At 45.7% G+C, this 18366-nt stretch carries 16 protein-coding genes; 9 read left to right on the forward strand and 7 right to left on the reverse strand.

The annotated features are described in order from the left end of the window. Nucleotides 1-62: 62 nt before the first annotated feature. The 5 genes from tpx to rarD form a co-directional block, all read right to left on the reverse strand. Entirely contained in the window at nucleotides 63-560 is a 498-nt protein-coding gene (gene tpx / locus AB4263_RS13060) for a thiol peroxidase (protein WP_372098331.1), read from the reverse strand. 784 nt (nucleotides 561-1344) lie between these two features. Beyond that, entirely contained in the window at nucleotides 1345-3102 is a 1758-nt protein-coding gene (ggt, locus tag AB4263_RS13065) for a gamma-glutamyltransferase (protein ID WP_372098332.1), read from the reverse strand. 91 nt (nucleotides 3103-3193) lie between these two features. After that, nucleotides 3194-3865, reverse strand: a complete 672-nt coding sequence (locus AB4263_RS13070) for a LysE family translocator (RefSeq protein WP_372098333.1) — start codon at nucleotides 3863-3865, stop codon at nucleotides 3194-3196. Between the two features lie 98 nt (nucleotides 3866-3963). Beyond that, complete coding sequence (locus tag AB4263_RS13075) at nucleotides 3964-4758, reverse strand: AraC family transcriptional regulator (protein ID WP_017062984.1); 795 nt, start codon at nucleotides 4756-4758, stop codon at nucleotides 3964-3966. An 86-nt stretch (nucleotides 4759-4844) separates the two neighbouring features. Further along, complete coding sequence (rarD, locus tag AB4263_RS13080) at nucleotides 4845-5753, reverse strand: EamA family transporter RarD (protein WP_372098334.1); 909 nt, start codon at nucleotides 5751-5753, stop codon at nucleotides 4845-4847. A 179-nt stretch (nucleotides 5754-5932) separates the two neighbouring features. Here rarD and recQ point away from each other — a divergent pair, with 179 nt between their 5' ends. The 3 genes from recQ (at nucleotide 5933) to AB4263_RS13095 (ending at nucleotide 9079) form a co-directional block, all read left to right on the forward strand. Continuing rightward, the gene (gene recQ, locus AB4263_RS13085; protein ID WP_372098335.1) at nucleotides 5933-7771 is read left to right on the forward strand and encodes an ATP-dependent DNA helicase RecQ; all 1839 of its coding nucleotides are present in this window, start codon (nucleotides 5933-5935) and stop codon (nucleotides 7769-7771) included. Between the two features lie 80 nt (nucleotides 7772-7851). Next, a complete protein-coding gene (locus tag AB4263_RS13090) occupies nucleotides 7852-8163 on the forward strand; it encodes a DUF3630 family protein (protein ID WP_017061332.1) in 312 nt (103 codons plus the stop codon). Between the two features lie 244 nt (nucleotides 8164-8407). After that, entirely contained in the window at nucleotides 8408-9079 is a 672-nt protein-coding gene (locus AB4263_RS13095; RefSeq protein ID WP_017061333.1) for a 7-cyano-7-deazaguanine/7-aminomethyl-7-deazaguanine transporter, read from the forward strand. Between the two features lie 101 nt (nucleotides 9080-9180). Here AB4263_RS13095 and gppA read toward each other — a convergent pair whose 3' ends face one another. Beyond that, the gene (gene gppA / locus AB4263_RS13100; RefSeq protein WP_017062980.1) at nucleotides 9181-10674 is read right to left on the reverse strand and encodes a guanosine-5'-triphosphate,3'-diphosphate diphosphatase; all 1494 of its coding nucleotides are present in this window, start codon (nucleotides 10672-10674) and stop codon (nucleotides 9181-9183) included. A gap of 6 nt (nucleotides 10675-10680) precedes the next feature. Further along, a complete protein-coding gene (rhlB, locus tag AB4263_RS13105; RefSeq protein WP_017062979.1) occupies nucleotides 10681-11991 on the reverse strand; it encodes an ATP-dependent RNA helicase RhlB in 1311 nt (436 codons plus the stop codon). Between the two features lie 111 nt (nucleotides 11992-12102). On the opposite strand from rhlB, the gene trxA reads away from it, so the two are divergent. The 6 genes from trxA to fre all read left to right on the forward strand — a co-directional run bounded on the left by trxA (nucleotide 12103) and on the right by fre (nucleotide 17935). Then, nucleotides 12103-12429, forward strand: coding sequence for a thioredoxin TrxA (gene trxA, locus AB4263_RS13110; protein WP_010440700.1), 327 nt, complete (start codon nucleotides 12103-12105; stop codon nucleotides 12427-12429). Nucleotides 12430-12629: 200 nt separating this feature from the next. Next, nucleotides 12630-13889: a transcription termination factor Rho gene (rho, locus tag AB4263_RS13115; RefSeq protein WP_017062978.1), complete on the forward strand. Its 1260-nt coding sequence runs from the start codon at nucleotides 12630-12632 to the stop codon at nucleotides 13887-13889. 110 nt (nucleotides 13890-13999) lie between these two features. Then, nucleotides 14000-14995 (forward strand): hypothetical protein, encoded by a 996-nt coding sequence (locus tag AB4263_RS13120; RefSeq protein WP_372098336.1) that lies wholly within the window; start codon nucleotides 14000-14002, stop codon nucleotides 14993-14995. Nucleotides 14996-15093: 98 nt separating this feature from the next. Continuing rightward, complete coding sequence (gene ubiD / locus AB4263_RS13125) at nucleotides 15094-16935, forward strand: 4-hydroxy-3-polyprenylbenzoate decarboxylase (protein ID WP_372098337.1); 1842 nt, start codon at nucleotides 15094-15096, stop codon at nucleotides 16933-16935. Then, nucleotides 16932-17201 (forward strand): 2Fe-2S iron-sulfur cluster-binding protein, encoded by a 270-nt coding sequence (locus AB4263_RS13130; RefSeq protein ID WP_008224727.1) that lies wholly within the window; start codon nucleotides 16932-16934, stop codon nucleotides 17199-17201. The genes ubiD and AB4263_RS13130 overlap by 4 nt, the downstream gene beginning before the upstream one ends. Nucleotides 17202-17221: 20 nt before the next feature. Further along, nucleotides 17222-17935 carry an NAD(P)H-flavin reductase gene (fre, locus tag AB4263_RS13135; protein WP_017059251.1) on the forward strand — a complete coding sequence of 238 codons (714 nt, stop codon included), beginning with the start codon at nucleotides 17222-17224 and terminating at the stop codon, nucleotides 17933-17935. Nucleotides 17936-18366: the final 431 nt, after the last annotated feature.

The following is an 18366-nucleotide window of genomic DNA, read 5'->3' on the forward strand; positions in this document are numbered from 1 at the left end:
CCTCCTCCTACTCGATTGTACCGCCTTAAGCGATCACAATACATGACTGACTAGAGGGGATCTTACAGTGCTGCAAGTGCCGCTTCGTAGTTTGGTTCTTCAGTGATCTCTGCAACCAACTCGCTGTGTGTTACCACACCTTTTTCATCCACAACGACAACTGCACGCGTTGTTAGGCTTGCTAGTGGGCCTTCAGCAATCGCTACGCCGTAGTCTGATGCGAATGTAGGAGAACGGAAAGTCGAAGCGTGTTGAACGCCTTCAATGCCTTCTAGTTCGCAGAAGCGACCTGCAGCAAATGGTAGGTCAGCAGAAATACAAACAACAACCGTGTTCTCAAGCTCTGCCGCTTTTGCGTTGAACGTACGTACGCTCGTTGCACAAGTTGTTGTGTCGATGCTTGGGAAGATGTTTAGAACCACTTTCTTGCCTGCAAGAGAAGCAAGAGTCAGTTCAGAAAGATCGCCTGCAGTTAGTGCAAAGCTTGGTGCTTGTTCGCCAGTTTGTGGGAATGTGCCTGTTAGTGGTACAGCAGCGCCTTTGAAGGTAACGTGTGACATGAATTTGTCCTTAGTTTAATTATGGTTATGAAACTAGTTGAGCCTAGTAAGACTTACGTTACTCGGAAGTGGTTAAGAAGTGAATGCTTTAAATGTCAGAATTGTAATTAAAGGTCTTTGATTTATTTGTTTGAGAGAGGAATAAGTGAAACGACAGATAAAGAAAAACCCCGAGAGCTTGCGCTCATCGGGGTCTATAGTCTTACTCGCAGCAATCCGGCTACTAAGTGTGCTCCATGCATCAAATCCATGATAGTGTGCTGTTATCCTTCAGCGTATTCCTTTCGTCGCCTTCCTAGCGGTGTCCTTGATCTTATCCTGATCTGCCAACAATCCTCGTTAGCGCGCGTCACTTGTTCCTTGAGCGGTGTCCTTGACATCATCCTGATGTTCAGTCCTTTCCTCGTCCAGAGGTGTCCATTGTCTTTCCTTAGTAGCAACCATCCTAGTTACTATTGCGTCCATTCAATGTCCATTTCGCTATCCATGCCGATTATTCATCCTGAGTAATCGAATCTTCATCCTGAAGATAACCAAGTCCTTGGCGTTTCCTGTTCCGTGTCAGCATCCTTCCGACACCATTCATATTACCGATTCCTTATTTATCAGCAATGGTGCATAAGCGAATTTCTATATAATTATTTGAATGATAAATGTACGTATTGTTTAATTTCAATCGGTTACGGTTTGTGGGTGACTAATTTCGTCATCAAATATCGATATTTACTCACTGCCTTGTGAGAGATCTCGCACAAGGCTGCGAGTAAAAAGGGAGGATTATTCCCTATTGGCCAATAGCTGCACCTTCACGGCGAGGGTCTGCAGCACCTTCTAGACCATCTTTTGTGATGCGAATAGCGTGTAAACCCGAGTTAAGATCGCGAATGTTGACCTCAAATCCCATCTTTTCTAGCTCAGGTTTGAAGTTTTCCGCAGATGTTCCTTTTTCCAAATCTAAGGTTCCGAAACGGTTTAGGAAGTGCGGTTGGTTGATCGCTTGCTGGATATCCATGTCCCACTGGGTATGGGCAATAATAGCTTGTGCTACATAACCTATGATGCGGCTACCACCCGGAGAACCAATTGCCATGTAAGGCTTATCGTCTTGCATGATGATGGTCGGTGCCATCGAAGAGCGTGGACGTTTGCCTGGTTCTAATCGGTTCGCGATAGGCTTGCCATCGTTATGAGTCTTGAATGAGAAGTCGGTTAGTTCGTTATTGAGTAGGAAACCTCTAACCATCAAACGTGAGCCAAAGGCATTCTCAATAGTGGTAGTCATCGATACGACATTGCCATCGCTATCGACAATATTGAAGTGGCTGGTGGACGGCAGTTCAATAGAAACATCTTGGCTTCTCTGCATTGCGTGATCCCACGGTGGTGTGCCTGAAGGTGCGTTGTCTAATGCCTTACCTGCAGTAATTAACTGAGCACGTTCCTGCAAATAGTCAGTATTCACTAACCCTTGAGTTGGCATTGGCACATAATCTTGGTCTGCCATGTACATACCACGGTCTGAAAAGGCTAAGCGAGAAGCGTCTGCTAACACCTGCCAAGATTTCGCGTCGTTTGGCCCCCATGATTTGAGGTCAAACTGCTCCGTCATTGCAAGGATTTGTCCAACCGTTAACGCACCAGAGCTTGGTGGCCCCATTCCGCAAATATCGTAGCTTTCATAAGCAGAACAAACCGGTTCGCGCTGCTTGATCGAATAAGCGTCGAAGTCTTTCTGTGCTAATACGCCCGGGTTACCCTTCGCTGTTTGTACAGTGTTAATGATGTCGGCAGAAATCTCACCTTGGTAGAAAGCTTTAGCACCATCCTTCGAGATAGCGTGTAACGTTGCCGCGTATTCAGGGTTCTTAAGTTGCGTGCCAGCGGCTTTCGGGCTGCCATCGGAATTGAAGAAGTAGGCTCTAGTTGTCGCAAAGCGGCTCAGACGTTCTTGGTCGTTTTCGATCAAGGTGGCTAAACGTGGGCTGATAGTAAAACCTTCTTCAGCTAACTGAGCGATAGGTTTAATCAGTGATGCCCATTCGAGCTTGCCGTATTTCTGGTGAGTGTCCCACAGCAATTGCACCGTGCCCGGCGTGGCAACAGAACGACCGCCAACCACGGCATCATAGAATTTAAACGGTTGTCCGTTTTCGTCTTGGAATAGACGTGGGGTGGCATCAAGTGGCGCAGTTTCACGGCCATCGTAGGTCTTGAGCTGTTTGTCTTTGCCATCAAAATAGACAAGGAACGCGCCGCCACCAATACCTGATGACTGAGGTTCCACTAAGCCAAGCATAAGCTGCACGGCAACCATGGCATCAATTGCGTTACCACCACGGGCAAGTACATCAGCACCGGCTTGTGTTGCAAGAGGGTTGGCTGCGGTGACCATCCAATCGTTGGCTTTAACGAGTTGTTTGGTTTCTAAACCACTACTTTGTTCGGGTGCGACGGAATCGGCAGCTTGATTTGCCCAACTGACGTGAGAGGCAAAAAGTAGGGTAGAAGTGGCGAGGGTTGTTAGTTTTGTTTTCCACTGCATGATCTTCTCCTTTTAATATGCAGAGCTAGATTGGCAGCGGAAAGATTAGATAGCCAGTGCGTTGTTAACGAATTGTAATCTTGATTCGAATTTAAGCGATTAAACCGGACAGCGACTGCCAAAGAATACTCGCGCCAATCAGGCTGAATACCACGCCACATAAGCCATCGATGTATACCGTTGCTTCGCTAAGTTTCTTCTGTAGAGCCTTAGTCGAAAGCATCCACGCCAGTAGTGAAAACCAAAACAGAGACAGACCAAACAAGATAATAAGCGCAAAGCCTTTACCTGATAGAGACATGTCGGCAGGCACTAAGCTCGACATCAAGCTAATAAAGAACACCAAAGCTTTTGGGTTGAGAATATTGGTCGCAAACCCTTTCGAAAATGCCTGACGCTTGTTGGTCAGAATCAGATCTTTGGCATTGACGGTATCGTCGTCATCGTCGTCATCGTCGTGGTTCTGAATGATTTGCCAGGTTGCTTTAAGTGCACCGTAGCCTAAGTACAGCAAGTAGCTACCGCCAGCCAACTGGATAATGGCAAATAGGGTTGGTTGCTGGTGGACTAGGTAACTGATTCCCGTCAGGCTGAGCAACGAATGCAGTAAGATCCCGCAAGATAAACCAAGCGCAATGTACAAGCCTGTTTGTCTGCCGTGGCGTGTCGCATTTTGCACGACTAACGCAAAGTCAGGGCCGGGGCTCATCAAAGCGATGAAATGGATAGAGGCGAGGGTGATCAGTATGGTGACTTCGTTCATGTCAGTTCTCAATAACGTTGCCGCTATTATTAAATAAGTAATCGTATTGAGCGTAGCTTACCGCGATTTGAAATCGAGCAATTGTAAATTATCAACACTTAGTTGATTTGTGAGGGTGGTACGCCGAATGTGGTTTTGAATGCCTTGGAGAAGTGTGCTTGATCATAGAAGCCTACTTGGTGCGCGACTTTAGTACCACAGATCCCAGATTTAATCAGGCGCATGCTCTGTTCCATACGTAAACGGCTCAGCCACGCGTAAGGGGTGATGCCCATTCTGTTCTTAAAGTGGCGTTGGAATTGAGTTGTGGTTAAGCCGCACAGCTCAGACAGTTGTTCTAATCGCACTGGCTGGTCCAAATTCGCCATCAAATAGTCTTTGAGTGTATTAATCGATTGATTACCCAGTTTGATGTCACTCTTCGATCCAAATTTTGCATAACGATCGACAATCGTTGAGAACCCCTCGAATGGTAAGCAATCTTGAGCGAGTTGGCTGATGCTTTGATTGATTAACAGGCCGTGTAAGTTGCGTAATTGTAAAAACGCAGCTTGATCGGAGAGGATCAACTCAGAAAAGCCTAATGTGTGACCATTCTTCTTGGGATCGGCAAGATCTTGAAACCATTGGGGAGATACGGCAAACACACTGACTTGATAACCCGAATCGAGTTTGGAGTGCCCATCATGCAGCTCATCGGGTGGCATGATAACAACTTGGCCAGCACCAACATTATGGCTCGTCCCTTTATAGACGAATTTCTGTTGTCCTTGGGTAATTAAACCAATGTGAAAGTCCAAATGATAGTGGCGCTGGAAAGCAAACTCTTGGTATTGAGCTTGGATCAGGCTGATATCTTCTGTTGGGGTAGAGTAATAGTGGACTTTATCCATGGTACAAAAAAGCTTGGTCAAATAGTCATCAATTCAACCAAGCTTATCTTCGTATTAAGGGATTGTCTTGTAAAAAACGATCAATATCACTGTTTCGCGCGTTTGTTCTTCTTGTTGTTACGCAGGCCATCAAAGCTGAAAATAACCAGTGCTCCCCATATGAAAGCAAAGGTGATCGCTTTATCTGAGGTAAAGGCTTCGCCGTAGATCAGAATCGCCAGTAAGAACATCAAGCTTGGACCGATGTACTGGAAGAAACCGAGTGTTGATAGCTTCAAGCGAGTTGCAGCGCCAGTAAAACACAGCAATGGAACCGTGGTGATCACACCGGCAGCAACCAGTAATAGGTTGAGTTGCATCGGGTTCATCGATAAGTTTGAGGTCGGGCTATCGGCAATAAACAGTAAGTAGGTTGCGGCGAGAGGCAGCATCACCAGAGTTTCAATGAACAGACCCGTTTGTGCTTCTAAGCTGACTTTCTTACGCAGCAAGCCATAAAAGCCAAAGCTAAAGGCTAGGGCAATGGCGACGATCGGTACTGAGCCGAAGGCAATTAATTGGATTAATACGCCAATCGCAGCAAGAGCCACAGCAAACCATTGCAGCTTACGTAAGCGTTCGCCGAGGAAGAGCATCCCAAGTAACACGTTAATCAGAGGGTTGATGTAATACCCCAAACTGGCATCGAGCATGTGATTGGAATTCACCGCCCAGATAAAGATCAGCCAGTTAGCACCCACCAAAATAGACGTCGCTACCAAATAGAGCATTTTTGGTTTTGAGGTCAAGGTGTCGCGGACTTTACGCCAGCTGCGGCCAATGTGCAGTAAGAAAGCGAGTAGGAAAAAAGACCATACTACACGGTGGCTGAGGATCTCTAACGGGGAAACGTCACTTAAAGATTTGAAATATATAGGGGCGATACCCCACATTGTGTAAGCGCCGACGGCAAGCAAAACTCCTTGGCGCGTACGTTGTTGTTCTTCCTGTGTCATGCATCTTTCTCTAGCACTGAGTGCTTATTAATAAGATTTATAAGAGAGTTGGTCAGTATAGGAGCGATAACCCTTTTCACCTAACAATTTGCGGTTTAATTCGCCAGCGTTCCCCTCTACAATGTGCGACTTGCTTGCCGAAGATGCTTGCTGATTTCATACCTCGATTAGGAACCACAATGACCGCCACTCTGATTGCTGAGCAAATACCAACTCCCGCGAATGATGCGCAAACCATCTTGCAAGATGTGTTCGGCTATCAAAGCTTTCGCGATGGTCAGCAAGAGGTCATTGATTTGGCCGTTGAAGGCAAAGACAGCTTGGTGATTATGCCAACCGGTGGTGGTAAATCTCTGTGTTACCAAATTCCGGCTTTGGTTCGTGAAGGGCTGACTCTGGTTATCTCACCGCTGATCTCGTTGATGAAAGACCAAGTCGACCAATTGAAGGCCAATGGTGTTGCCGCTGAGTGCATTAACTCGTCGATGCCAAGAGAAAAGCTAATCTCGGTGTTTAATCGCATGAACTCAGGCCAATTGAAAATGGTCTATGTTTCGCCAGAGCGGGTGTTGATGCGTGACTTTATCGAGCGTCTACAAGGGCTTACTCTTTCAATGATCGCAGTCGATGAAGCGCACTGTATCTCTCAGTGGGGACACGACTTCCGCCCTGAATATGCATCATTGGGGCAACTTAAACAGTACTTCCCGCATGTACCTTATATGGCGCTAACGGCAACCGCTGATGATGCGACGCGCAAAGATATTATCTCGCGTTTGCAGCTGGTGGAGCCGCACACTTACTTAGGCAGCTTCGATCGCCCTAATATTCGCTACAACCTAGTTGAGAAGCACAAGCCCGTGTCACAGGTGGTTCGCTACCTAGAAACACAGAAAGGCAATTGCGGCATCATCTATTGTGGTAGCCGTAAGAAAGTGGAAATGGTGACCGAGAAGCTATGCAATAACGGTATTCGCGCCGCGGGTTATCACGCTGGTATGGACACCGATGAGCGTGCTTACGTTCAAGAAGCCTTCCAACGTGATGATATTCAGATTGTGGTCGCGACTGTGGCTTTCGGTATGGGCATCAACAAACCCAACGTACGTTTCGTAGTGCACTTTGATATCCCACGTAATATCGAGTCCTACTATCAAGAGACTGGCCGTGCAGGTCGTGATGGTTTACCTGCTGAAGCGATGATGCTGTTTGACCCGGCTGATATGGGTTGGCTGCGTCGTATGCTGGATGAGAAAGAAGAAGGCCCACAGAAACAAGTTGAGATGCACAAGCTGAATGCGATGAGTGCCTTTGCTGAAGCGCAAACGTGTCGTCGTCAGGTTCTGCTTAACTATTTTGGCGAATATCGCGAGAAGCAATGTGGCAACTGCGATATCTGCCTCGATCCACCTAAGCATTTTGATGCGACTAAAGAAGCGCAGAAGGCGTTGTCTTGTGTGTACCGTGTCAATCAGTCGTTTGGTATGGGCTACGTAGTCGAAGTGATGCGTGGTATGCAGAACATCCGTGTGCGCGATAATGGTCACGATAAGTTGTCTACTTACGGTATTGGTCGCGATCACAGCCACGACTACTGGATCAGTATCTTCCGTCAGCTGATTCACAAAGGTTTGTTGTTCCAAAACATCACTCGTAACTCAACTTTACAGCTAACAGAAGAAGCCCGCCCGCTGCTGCGCGGTGAGATGTCTTTGGAATTGGCTGTTCCTCGTTTAGATACAGCGGTGCGTAATGCTAAGTCCGATAAGTTAAGCAGCAAGAATTACGATAAGAAGCTGTTTGCGAAACTGCGTAAGCTGCGTAAGTCGATTGCAGATGAAGATGGCTTACCACCATACGTGGTATTCAGTGATGCGACCTTGATTGATATGGCTGAAATACTGCCTACCTCATACGGAGAGATGCTGGCAGTCAACGGTGTTGGTCAACGTAAACTGGATAAGTACGCAGATCCATTCTTAGATTTGATTCAAGAACACATCACCACACACGGCTAATTGGCTGATTGCTAGTTTTCAGAAGCGTTTAGCTTATAAGAACGGTTAGTTCATAGAAAAAGAATAAGGTTGATAGGGACATGACAACACAAACAGAATTTGGCTTAAGAGAGTATTTAGCTGAGGAAGGGCGTTTATTGATTACGTCTCCAAGTTTTGATTTTGATTCTTATGAAGTGCTAGGTGAAAAGCTGGTGGCGTTGTTGTCAGCGTCAGTTGTTGAAAAGCAATGGGACGCCGATATGCATTCTTGGTTGATTGATTTTGAAGATTGCCGAATGTTCTTAAAGTCTGAGCATTACAGTGAATCAATTTGGTTTGAGTCGTTAAACGCGGAAGAAAGCCGAGAAGAGTTTGATTATCTCGCGACGCTTTTCAAGCGCGGTTTTTAACTTTAGGCATAGCTTCTAAAGCACAGCTTCTAGCGCTATTCACCAATAAAAGTGAGGATAAACGTTTGCGTTTGTTCTCACCTTTGCAGCCAATATTGATTAATGTATAATCGCCCGCCGCTCAATAGAGCAAATTATAGAAACATTTTTAATTCACATTATTGGTAAGAGCTTTCTTGGATTATTCGAAGAAATGACTCGATTTGGGTTCCCTCACCCCCAAACCAAACTAAAAAGGTACAGCATGAGTAACTTTACCCCTGCGCAACAGCGCAAAGCCCTAGCACTATTAGTTTTGTTCCATTTGGTGATTATTGCGTCAAGCAACTATCTGGTTCAGCTACCTTTTACCGTCTTCGGTATGCACACCACTTGGGGTGCTTTCACTTTCCCGTTTATCTTCCTAGCGACCGATCTGACCGTACGCATTTTTGGCGCGCAGCTTGCCCGTAAAATTATTTTCTTAGTGATGTTACCAGCGCTGGCCGTTTCTTATTTCTTGTCAGTGGTGTTCTTTGAAGGTTCATTCCAAGGCTTTAGCCAATTAGGTGAGTTCAACTTGTTTGTTGCTCGTATCGCCGCGGCGAGCTTCATGGCTTATTTACTGGGTCAGATCTTAGATGTGCATGTTTTCAACCGTCTGCGTCAGCTTAAACAGTGGTGGGTTGCCCCAACATGTTCAACGCTATTCGGTAATGCCATTGATACAATCGCTTTCTTTGCGATTGCTTTCTATCAAAGCCCAGATCCATTTATGGCCGAGCATTGGACTGAGATTGCTTTAGTCGATTACGGATTCAAACTTATCATCAGCCTAGGCTTGTTCGTGCCTATGTACGGCGTGCTTCTTAACTACATTGTTAGAAAGCTAACCGCAGTGAACCCTGACTTTAAAGCGACAGGCGTGAACGCTTAAGTTTGAGATTTGTAACACAAAGCATTAATGCAGCGATAAGAAAAAGCCCAAGTTAGTCTATTAACTTGGGCTTTTTTAATTTCTAGCGTCAGATACTAATATCAGAGGCATTTAATATTCAATGGCCAGCCAATATCGGTTTGTCTATTCGACTCGATCTCTAGCTCTGCAGCGGTCAGCGGATTGTCAGCTAACCATTGCTTAGAAAGCGTTAGGGTTAGATTGTTGTCATTCGTCGTCAGTTTGAACTCAGGCTCTAGCGCTGGGTTACGACGGTGGGTCAGCAAAATAGCTAAACGCAGAATACGTAAAATACGCTTGCTACTGGTTCCTGAGATAGCGTGTTGCTCTGGTAATGAGGTTAACTGTTCACGGTAGCGACGAGTTAACTCACCCAAGTAGTGCTTTTGCGCTCGAGTAAAGCCAGGTAGGTCTAAGTTCTGCAGCAGATAAGCGCTGTGCTCACCGCCTTTTTTGAAATCGATGGTTAAACCAATCTCGTGAAGCTTAGCTGCCGTTTGCAATAGCACACCAGCTTGAGGTTCTGAAACCCACGCTTCGGCGCCCGCTTGGTCTAGCAGCGTTTGTGCGACTACAGCAACTTGTTCACCGTAGCTTACGTCCATTTGGTAGCGTGATTGAACACTCTTAATGGTACGCGCTCGGATATCTTCTTGGCGAAGCTCATCAACCATCTCGTAGGCTAGGCCTTCACGGAGTGCGCCGCCTGCGAGTGTCATTGAATCTATTTCAAGCAACTCAAAAATAGCAATAAGAATGGAAAGGCCACTCGGGAACACTAATGCGCGTTCAAGGGTAAGTCCTTCGATTTCTAGCTCTTCCAAGCGCTCAGTAATCATCGCTTGTTTCTGTAGACGCTTAAGTTTGGCATGAGTAATCACTTCATCCATGCCTTGCGCCAACATGATCTCTTGCAGTGCTTGAACGGTACCGCTGGCGCCCACACACACATCCCATCCGATATCAGTGTAGCTATCTAGGATAGGAGCCAACGTCGACTTCGCCGCTTCAATGGCGTTGTTAAAGTTGGTAGCGGTTAATTGGCGGTTTTTAAAGTGGCGCTCAAGCCAAGTAACACAGCCCATCTTTAGGCTGGTTAGTGCTTTCGCTGAGAAGCCTTCACCAATGATCATCTCGGTGCTTGCGCCACCAATATCAACAACCAGTCGGCGGCCGCTGCCACCAGAAGTGTGTGCTACGCCTTTATAGATAGTCGCAGCTTCTTCTTCTCCGGAGATAACATTGATGTCGTAACCAAGGATCTGGTTCGCTTTCTCTAGAAATATATCCACATTGATAGCAGTACGTAGGGTCGCTGTACCGACAATGCGGATATTTTCTTTCGGAATATCTTGAAGTCGCTCTGCAAAGAGACTCAAACAGTCCCAACCGCGCTGCATGGCTTCTGTACTAAGCGCATTATTTTCATCTAAGCCTGCAGCTAAACGCACTTTGCGCTTAATTTTAGCCATGGTTTGTACGCTGCCATCGATATGACGCACAACGAGCATATGAAAACTGTTCGACCCGAGGTCGATTGCAGCGTAAAGCGGGGGTGACACTGTTTGACTCATAAGCGACTAAGCTTCCTTGTTATGACGCGGTTGGCGTGGGCGACGGTTCTGGTTTGGTTTACGGTTCCCGTTGCGTGGGCCATTGTTGTTTGAGCGGCGTTGTTGCGGGTTACGTGTACGTAAGCGCAATGGTGCTGGTAGATCTTCTAGCAGTGCAGAAGCATCGTAGTCAGACACAGGGATCGCGTGCTCAATGTATTCTTCGATTGGTGGCAAGTTGATTGCGTAATCTTCACAAGCAAAGCTGATCGAGTGACCACTTGCACCAGCACGACCTGTACGGCCGATACGGTGAACGTAATCTTCACAGTCATCAGGTAGGTCGAAGTTGAATACGTGTGTTACTTGAGGAATGTGTAGACCACGTGCTGCAACGTCGGTTGCGACAAGCAGGTCAACATCACCTTTAGTGAATTGCTCAAGAATCTTTTCACGTTTCTTCTGAGGAACATCGCCAGTTAGCAGGCCAACACGGTGACCATCTGCAGCTAGGTGACCCCAAACAGACTCACATTTGTGCTTAGTGTTAGCGAAGATGATAGCGCGCTCTGGCCACTCTTCTTCAACTAGAGTCTGCAGCAGTGCCATTTTGTGTTCGTTTGATGGGTAGAACAGCTCTTCCTGAATGCGGTGACCTGTTTTACGCTCTGGCTCAACAACAACATGCTCTGGGTTGTGCATGTGTTCGAACGCTAGCTCTTGTACGCGGTAAGACAATGTCGCAGAGAACAGCATGTTCAGGCGATCTTTTGGCTCAGGCATACGGCGGAACAAGAAGCGGATGTCTTTGATGAAACCAAGATCGAACATGCGATCAGCTTCGTCAAGAACAACAGCTTGAATGTGGTTAAGGTTAAATACCTTCTGCTTGTAGAAATCGATGATGCGGCCAGTCGTACCAATTAAGATATCTGCGCCTTCTTCGATTTTACCTAGTTGCTTGTCGTAGCTTTCGCCACCGTAAGCAAGTGCTGCCTTGATACCTGTGCTTTCAACCAGAGAGTCAGCATCGTTGTAGATCTGAATCGCGAGTTCACGCGTTGGTGCCATAATAATCGCACGTGGCTGGTTAGGCTTACGCCCTTCATGCTCAGATGTTTTTAGCAGGTGGTTAAAAGTAGCAGTAAGAAACGCAAGCGTTTTACCAGTACCCGTTTGGGCCTGGCCTGCAATGTCTTGGCCGGTGAGCAGTACCGGGAGCGCCAAGGCTTGGATAGGGGTACAATAATCGAACCCTTTTTTCTCCAATCCTTCAATGACTTGCGGAAGTAAATCCAAGTCGGCGAACTTTTGCTCTGTGATATGCGTCTTTTTCATTGCTATAGAATATCAGCTTAAGCTTGCAATACGAAAGTAAATACATTCCAATAGGACATCTATTTACTGGTTATCATCCAACCAGTTCTAAAAAATACATTGGAGTGGAAGATGAGTGATAAGATTTTGCAGCTAACTGATGACGGTTTTGATAACGATGTAATCAATGCTGCAGGCCCTGTTCTTGTTGATTTTTGGGCAGAATGGTGTGGTCCATGTAAAATGATTGCGCCGATTCTTGATGAAATCGCAGACGAGTACGAAGGCAAGCTCACAATCGGTAAATTAAATATCGACCAAAATGCTGGTACTCCACCAAAGTTTGGTATTCGCGGTATTCCAACGCTACTTCTTTTCAAAGATGGCGGCGTAGCAGCGACTAAAGTTGGTGCATTATCTAAAACTCAACTTAAAGAGTTCTTAGACGCTAACCTTTAATCAGGTCAGCATTTGAAAAGAAACCGTGCAGTTAACAAATGCGCGGTTTTGTTTTTTCTAAGCTATGGACTAGTCTTAGTTTTAGTGCTAATTTATCGCACGTTAATTGAACGAATTTCTCTTCTTGGTCGATCCTGTGACCAAATCCTTCTTAACTTAAGAAAACAGATCCTATTTTGACTAAACAAACTTCCACCACTATGAATCTTACTGAACTGAAGAACAGACCTGTGTCTGAGCTTGTTAAACTTAGCGAAAGCTTAGGTCTTGAAAATCAAGCTCGCCTAAGAAAACAAGACATTATCTTCTCCATCCTTAAAGCGCATGCAAAAAGTGGTGAAGACATCTTTGGTGATGGTGTTCTAGAAATTCTTCAAGACGGTTTTGGTTTCCTACGTAGCGCCGACAGTTCATACCTGGCTGGCCCAGATGATATCTACGTATCACCAAGCCAAATTCGTCGTTTTAACCTACGTACAGGTGACTCTATTGGCGGTAAAATCCGTCCACCTAAAGACGGTGAGCGTTACTTTGCACTGCTTAAAGTAAACACGGTTAACTACGACAAGCCAGACAACGCACGTAACAAGATTCTTTTCGAAAACCTTACTCCTCTTCACGCTAACGAACGTATGGTGATGGAAGCGGGTAATGGTGCGACTGAAGATATTACGGCTCGTATTCTTGACCTTGCATCTCCAATTGGTAAAGGTCAGCGTGGTCTGATTGTTGCTCCGCCTAAAGCGGGTAAGACAATGCTTCTGCAAAACATTGCTCAAAGCATTGCACGTAACCATCCTGAGTGTGAACTAATGGTTCTACTTATCGATGAGCGTCCAGAAGAAGTAACAGAAATGCAGCGTCTAGTTAAAGGCGAAGTAGTTGCTTCAACATTCGATGAGCCAGCATCTCGCCACGTACAAGTTGCAGAAATGGTTATCGAGAAAGCGAAGCGCCTTGTTGAACACAAGAAAGATGTAGTTATCCTACTGGATTCTATTACTCGTCTAGCTCGTGCTTACAACACTGTGATTCCTTCATCAGGTAAAGTTCTTACTGGTGGTGTTGATGCGAATGCTCTACATCGTCCAAAGCGTTTCTTCGGTGCGGCACGTAACGTAGAAGAAGGCGGTAGCTTAACGATCATCGCAACAGCACTGGTTGATACTGGTTCTAAGATGGATGAAGTTATCTACGAAGAATTCAAAGGTACAGGTAACATGGAACTGCACCTTAACCGTAAGATTGCTGAAAAACGCGTATTCCCAGCGATTGATTTCAACCGCTCTGGTACTCGTCGTGAAGAGCTTCTTACCAAGAACGATGAACTACAGAAGATGTGGATCCTGCGTAAGATTGTTCACCCAATGGGCGAAATCGACGCAATGGAATTCCTTATCGACAAGCTAGCAATGACGAAAACGAACGATGAGTTCTTTGACGCAATGCGTCGTCAGTAATATTGATTAGCTGATCGTATTTAATAAGCGCTGCCCTCGGGTGGCGCTTTTTATTTGCATTTTGTAGCGCCAGCTTGCAGAATGAGCAAAAGTGTTACAAGGACGTTAAAATGCAACATGGACTGTTGTCATCATTACTCCTGTCTACTTCACTGTTATTTTCACCGGTTGGTATGAGCTATGCCACCGAGATGTCTCCACTTACAGTAGAGTCTTGGCTTGAGAATGATCAAGTAAAACTGAAAACTGCTGAACTACTAGAGCTTGTCGTACGTGACGAAGTCAATTCGCTACGCTTTGCGCTTGAGCGCCTGACATTTCCCCAGCAAGAGGTGGCTCGTTACCAACTCTTGAAGAAGCTTGAACAGCAAAAAATCGTACTCACACCCAAGATGTCTATCTTCATCGAGCAGCAACTTGCTATCACGCCCACTTATCAAGTCTTAGAACGTGGCGATGGCTATGAGTTTACGGTACCTGCCTTTAATTACCCTTCAATTGCTAATCGCCTTATTAAACAATGGCGTCAAGATCAGAAGACATTGGTATTTGTGCTAGATGCAGAGAAACAGGAACTCGACCTAAAAGAGTGGTTATCTGGATCTGAACATCAAGTTCAAACGCGAGAAGCGTTGCTCATTAGAGAGCTAGACAGTTTGTCTCCTGAAGCGGTTGATTACCTAACTAAGCAACTCACCGCATCTTCTATTGTTAGTTGGTTACCTTCTACTGAGGTGGTGGTTCGATTAGCGCAAGTGAGCGAAGACCCAGAGGTTTACAAAATTCTATGGCGAATGAAGGCCGATTATCATAGCCAAGCTGAGCTAGTTCGCCTTGCTGAAACCAAACAAACGTTCGCGCTTGAACAGGTGATGGCAGCGACTAAGAACCCGCGTTTGAAAGATGAAGCGATTACTTTGCTTACCAAAGTTAACCCGTTATCAGAAGAGGTGAAGCTGTTCCTTGTCTCTAGGATGGAGATTGCTGATGAAGCACCATTAGTTGCGCGTGAACTCGCCAAACAAGGTCATACGCGATGGTTGCAAGATCTCGTCAATGATAACCCTCAGGTGAAGAGTTCTTTGATCGAGCAAGCATTACCGTAAAGTGGATTTTGCCTCTCAATAACCACACTAAAAAGGGGGACCTCAGCGTCACCCTTTTTGATATACTGAGCGCAGAATAATCAGCATGTAGAAGTCCTATGAGTTTTAAAGATTTACGTGATTTTATCGACCATCTTGAAAGTATTGGTCAGTTGAAACGCATTTCTCACCCAGTCGATCCAGACTACGAAATGACCGAGATTAGCGACCGTACTCTACGTGCTGTTGGCCCGGCTCTTTTGTTTGAAAATCCAGTAGGCTATGACATGCCCGTTTTGACCAATCTATTTGGTACACCTAATCGGGTTGCTATTGGTATGGGACGTCAAGAAGTCAAAGAACTGCGTGAAGTGGGCAAGTTGCTTGCTTACCTAAAAGAACCTGAGCCACCAAAAGGCTTTAAAGACGCTCTTGATAAACTACCTGTGTTTAAGCAAGTCTTAAACATGCCAGCTAAACGCCTTCGCAAAGCGGCTTGCCAACAAGTGGTATGGCAAGGCGATGACGTCGACCTAGATAAAATCCCAGTGATGAGCTGTTGGGCTGATGATGTCGCGCCATTGCTAACATGGGGTTTAACGGTTACTCGTGGTCCAAACAAGAAACGCCAAAACTTAGGTATCTATCGTCAGCAGAAGATCGGCAAGAATAAAATCATCATGCGTTGGTTAGCCCACCGTGGTGGAGCATTGGATCTGCGTGATTGGATGGAAACTAACCCTGGGAAACCATTCCCAGTATCGGTAGCGTTTGGTGCTGATCCTGCCACCATTCTTGGTGCGGTTACGCCAGTGCCGGATAGTTTATCTGAGTACGCGTTTGCAGGCTTACTACGTGGTAGTAAAACTGAGGTCGTTAAATCAATCAGCAACGACTTAGAAGTTCCCGCAAGTGCAGAAATCGTGATGGAAGGTTACATCGACCCGAATGAATTCGCAGATGAAGGGCCTTACGGAGATCATACTGGTTACTACAACGAGAAAGAAAAGCACCATGTGTTTACTATTACTCATGTAACCATGCGCGAGAACCCTATCTATCACAGCACCTATACTGGCCGTCCACCTGATGAGCCAGCGGTATTGGGTGTTGCGCTAAATGAAGTGTTTGTGCCTATTCTTCAAAAGCAGTTCCCAGAGATTGAAGATTTCTATCTACCGCCTGAAGGTTGTTCGTACCGAATGGCAGTCGTGACCATGAAGAAGCAATACCCAGGTCACGCTAAGCGAGTGATGATGGGTGTATGGTCTTTCTTACGCCAATTCATGTACACCAAATTTGTATTGGTGTGTGATGAAGATGTGAATGCACGTGATTGGTCTCAAGTAACCGCAGCGATGTGCGAACATATGGATCCGTCACGCGATAGCCTGATGATAGAGAACACGCCGATCGATTCATTGGATTTTGCCTCACCCGTGGTTGGGTTAGGTTCTAAGATGGGTCTAGATATTACTAAGAAGTGGGACGCAGAGTTAGCGTTATCGCCAGATGTCCAAACAGCACCTGTAAATAGTGAACATATTGAGGGTAGCTTGGCTGAGTTAACCAAGGTTCATCCTGAAATTATTGATGTTCACCTGCAAAACGACAATGCCAGCATGGTTGTGGTGTCTATTGATAAGCAAGCTGCCGGTAATGGTAAGAAAATCATGGAAGCGGTTTGGTCTCAATTTGATGAGAACAAGTTTGTTATCGTGTGTGATGGCGATGTCAATGTGAGTGATTGGAATGACATCATTTGGGCTGTAACGACAAGAATGGATCCGGCGAGAGATACGTTATTCCTGCAGAACGAAACTGGACACTCAAAAATGGGTCTCGATGCGACCAATAAGTGGGAAGGTGAATGCCTGCGTGAGTGGGGTGTACCAATCACAAAAGATCCTGATGTTGTGAAAAAGATTGATAGCATCTGGGAACAGCTAGGAATTTCATGAGCTACCAAGTAGTCTTATACCCAGAAAACATCAGTTTCACAGTAGAAAAAGGGCAAACGGTCTTGGATGCTGCGCTCAACAGCGATATCTATTTCCCAAACCGTTGCCAAGTTGGCGCATGCGCAATGTGTATGTGCAAAAAATTAGAAGGGCAAGTGAGTTACCACCTTGAACCCATGCTCACAGAGAAAGAGCAGCAACAAGGCTGGATTTTTGCTTGCCAAGCATTTGCAGAAAGTAATTTAGTTCTAACCTTTGCCGATTAAGGGTTAGTAAGAGGAAGAACATGACTATTAAATGTAAAGTGAAGTCTATCGAGCCTTTGGCTTGTAATACTTACCAAATCCTACTTCACCCAGAAACACCGGTCGCTTTTAAAGCGGGCCAGTACCTGATGGTTGAAATGGGCGAGAAAGATAAGCGCCCATTCTCTATCGCAAGTAGCCCTTGCCGCCACGAAGGTGAGCTTGAGCTGCACATTGGTGCTGCCGAGCACAACGCTTACGCACTAGAAGTGGTTGAAGCGATGAAGAAGGCACAAGCTGAAGATGGCGATATTGCGATTGATGCTCCACACGGAGATGCTTGGATCAAAGAAGAAAGCGATCGCCCTCTATTACTTATTGCTGGTGGCACGGGTTTCAGCTACGTGCGCTCTATTCTTGATCACTGCATCGCGCAAAATAGCTCGAAAGAGATCTACCTATACTGGGGCGCAAAAGATGAGTGCCAGTTATATGCTAAAGAAGAGTTGGTTGGCATTGCAGAAAAGCATAGCAATGTGCACTTTGTACCGGTAGTAGAAGAAGCACCGGAAGTTTGGCATGGCCAAACAGGTAATGTGCTTGAGGCTGTTATGCAAAGTTTCGAATCATTAGCTGATTTCGATATCTATATTGCAGGTCGTTTTGAAATGGCGGGCGCTGCAAGAGACCTATTTACTCAGAATAAAGAAGCAAAGCGTGACCATATGTACGCTGATGCTTACGCATTTATCTAACAATACCCTTAGATTTTGAGCAAAAAGAGAGCAGAAATGCTCTCTTTTTTACGTTTAGGTGAACTATTAGGCAGTTAACCCCTATTTATTCATTTTTCATGAAAAAGTAGTTGCTAAGCTGAGAGGGTTCCCTATAATGCGACACCACTGAGACGGCAGACGCCACAAGGCTTCAGCAAGAATCAGTAAGACGGAAAGCGACAAAAAATTAATTTTCAAAAAGTGTTTGACACTGAATGTTAATTCGCTAGAATGGCCGTCCACTTCGAGAGGCTCCTTACTTAAAAGGAACGCTCAAGAAGTTAAGCTCTTTAACAATTTAAACCTATCAATCTGTGTGGGCACTCGTTGATGAATATCAAAACGTTTTATCGTTAGATAAAACAGATTCTTCGGAATCAAAATTGATTTCAATGAACTGAGTGACCAAT

This window comes from Vibrio sp. 10N.261.55.C5 (assembly GCF_041470505.1).
Classification (GTDB): Bacteria; Pseudomonadota; Gammaproteobacteria; order Enterobacterales; family Vibrionaceae; genus Vibrio; species Vibrio crassostreae_C.

Coding starts and splice junctions, on each gene's coding strand:
- trxA (WP_010440700.1), top strand. CDS start 12,103: ATGAGTGATAAGATTTTGCAGCTAACTGATGACGGTTTTGATAACGAT.
- tpx (WP_372098331.1), bottom strand. CDS start 560: ATGTCACACGTTACCTTCAAAGGCGCTGCTGTACCACTAACAGGCACA.
- AB4263_RS13120 (WP_372098336.1), top strand. CDS start 14,000: ATGCAACATGGACTGTTGTCATCATTACTCCTGTCTACTTCACTGTTA.
- AB4263_RS13075 (WP_017062984.1), bottom strand. CDS start 4,758: ATGGATAAAGTCCACTATTACTCTACCCCAACAGAAGATATCAGCCTG.
- recQ (WP_372098335.1), top strand. CDS start 5,933: ATGACCGCCACTCTGATTGCTGAGCAAATACCAACTCCCGCGAATGAT.
- rarD (WP_372098334.1), bottom strand. CDS start 5,753: ATGACACAGGAAGAACAACAACGTACGCGCCAAGGAGTTTTGCTTGCC.
- gppA (WP_017062980.1), bottom strand. CDS start 10,674: ATGAGTCAAACAGTGTCACCCCCGCTTTACGCTGCAATCGACCTCGGG.
- ggt (WP_372098332.1), bottom strand. CDS start 3,102: ATGCAGTGGAAAACAAAACTAACAACCCTCGCCACTTCTACCCTACTT.
- AB4263_RS13095 (WP_017061333.1), top strand. CDS start 8,408: ATGAGTAACTTTACCCCTGCGCAACAGCGCAAAGCCCTAGCACTATTA.
- AB4263_RS13070 (WP_372098333.1), bottom strand. CDS start 3,865: ATGAACGAAGTCACCATACTGATCACCCTCGCCTCTATCCATTTCATC.
- AB4263_RS13090 (WP_017061332.1), top strand. CDS start 7,852: ATGACAACACAAACAGAATTTGGCTTAAGAGAGTATTTAGCTGAGGAA.
- AB4263_RS13130 (WP_008224727.1), top strand. CDS start 16,932: ATGAGCTACCAAGTAGTCTTATACCCAGAAAACATCAGTTTCACAGTA.
- rhlB (WP_017062979.1), bottom strand. CDS start 11,991: ATGAAAAAGACGCATATCACAGAGCAAAAGTTCGCCGACTTGGATTTA.
- ubiD (WP_372098337.1), top strand. CDS start 15,094: ATGAGTTTTAAAGATTTACGTGATTTTATCGACCATCTTGAAAGTATT.
- rho (WP_017062978.1), top strand. CDS start 12,630: ATGAATCTTACTGAACTGAAGAACAGACCTGTGTCTGAGCTTGTTAAA.
- fre (WP_017059251.1), top strand. CDS start 17,222: ATGACTATTAAATGTAAAGTGAAGTCTATCGAGCCTTTGGCTTGTAAT.